The organism is Pseudoalteromonas sp. ESRF-bin5 (assembly GCF_002632075.1).
GTDB classification, from domain to species: domain Bacteria; phylum Pseudomonadota; class Gammaproteobacteria; order Enterobacterales; family Alteromonadaceae; genus Pseudoalteromonas; species Pseudoalteromonas marina.
The window spans coordinates 1-1,769 of the sequence record NZ_NTLW01000022.1 but is presented as its reverse complement, the minus strand read 5'-3'; the positions used below and the strand labels follow the sequence as shown (position 1 = coordinate 1,769).

Genomic DNA, 1,769 nt, shown 5'->3' with positions numbered 1-1,769 from the left:
TACGTGATAACGTGGTTATATACGAAGGCGAACTTGAATCACTTCGTCGCTTTAAAGACGATGTGCAAGAAGTGCGTAATGGTATGGAATGTGGTATCGGTGTTAAGAACTACAATGACGTACGTGTTGGTGACCAAATCGAAGTATTTGAAACAGTTGAAGTACAACGTACTTTATAATTGTTAGCTCACTAAACAAATAAATGGGGGCTTAGCCCCCATTTGTGTATCTATTACTTAATTAGCTTATTATTAAATTTCAATAAGTTACATTTTTAGGACAAGTTTCATGAGAGAATTTTCTCGCACTGATCGTGTTGGCCAGCAAATCCAAAAAGAAATTGCTGTGATTTTACAACGCGAAATTAAAGATCCGCGCTTAGGCATGGTGACAGTGTCTGCGGTAGAAGTATCGCGCGATTTATCTTATGCAAAAATTTTCATCACTGTGTTTAACACAAAAGATGAAGATGCAGCAAAGCAAAGCGCAAAAGTACTTAACGAAGCTACGGGCTATATTCGTTCGCTTTTAGGCAAGCGTATTCGTGCTCGTATTATGCCAGAGCTAAAGTTTGTGGTTGATAATTCATTAATGGAAGGGATGCGTATCTCTAACTTAGTGGACACAATCATCAGAGAAGATAACGCAAAACACGTCAATGAAGACGATAGTAGTGTTGATGATGTGTCGAGCTCAGATGACAACATTAAACAAGCAGATGATAAAGATAGCTAAGAAGGCATATAGCGATGGCAAGACGCAGTAAAGGCCGTCCAATAGACGGGATTTTGTTGTTAGATAAACCCAAAGGTATTTCGTCAAACAAGGCATTACAGCAAGCAAAAGGTATATATTTTGCCCAAAAGGCGGGGCACACAGGTGCACTCGATCCGCTTGCTACCGGTATGCTGCCAATCTGTTTTGGTGAAGCGACTAAGTTTACTCAGTTTTTACTTGATACCGATAAAACCTATGTTGTGCGTGCTAAGTTAGGTGAAAGAACAACAACATCTGACTCTGATGGTGAAATAGTTCAGACACGAGATGTAAACGTAACTGTTGATCAATTAAAGCAAGAAATTTCAGCGTTTTTAGGTGAATCTGATCAGTATCCATCGATGTATTCTGCGCTTAAGTATGAAGGGAAACCTTTGTATAAATATGCGCGTGAAGGGATTGAAGTTCCTCGAAAATGCAGAAAGATAAATGTATTTAGCCTAACGCTTGATGAGTTTGATGAAGCGAATAATGAAGTACAAATGACAGCTCACGTTTCTAAAGGGACTTACATTCGTACTATTGTTGATGACTTAGGTGAAAACTTAGGCTGTGGTGCTCATGTAATTATGCTTCACCGCTCGGCTGTTGGCCATTACCCCGCAGATAAAATGGTATCGATAGAGCAGTTAGAATCGTTACTAGCTAAAGCAAAAGACGAAGAAACCGTTCCGTCAACCTACCTTGACGAACTGCTTTTGCCAATGGACACCGCTCTAGTTGATTTACCGGTTGTGGAAATCACTAAAGAGCAGGGTGTTTCATTTAGCCATGGGCAAGCTGTAGTTCTTGGTAAAGAATTACCTGATGGTGCAATAAAGGTATTAGCCGATGGTGTGTTTATAGGCACAGGCGAGAAAAACCCTGATGGCCATTTAAAATCAAAACGCGGTCTATCAAACCAGCAGGCAGAGTAAAGTTTAACTTGTAGTTATTATTATACTTGGTAGAATACGCCCGCTTAATCGTTTTGGCTGAATTAGTGATCGGCT

The 1,769-nt window shown here is 40.0% G+C and carries 2 protein-coding genes; both read left to right on the top strand.

The genetic code is table 11. The features are described from left to right. Window positions 1–288 precede the first annotated feature (288 nt). Entirely contained in the window at window positions 289–735 is a 447-nt protein-coding gene (rbfA, locus tag BCG07_RS00300; protein ID WP_243533060.1) for a 30S ribosome-binding factor RbfA, read from the top strand. A gap of 14 nt (window positions 736–749) precedes the next feature. Continuing rightward, window positions 750–1,694, top strand: a complete 945-nt coding sequence (gene truB, locus BCG07_RS00295) for a tRNA pseudouridine(55) synthase TruB (protein ID WP_010555981.1) — start codon at window positions 750–752, stop codon at window positions 1,692–1,694. The last annotated feature ends 75 nt before the right edge of the window (window positions 1,695–1,769 follow it).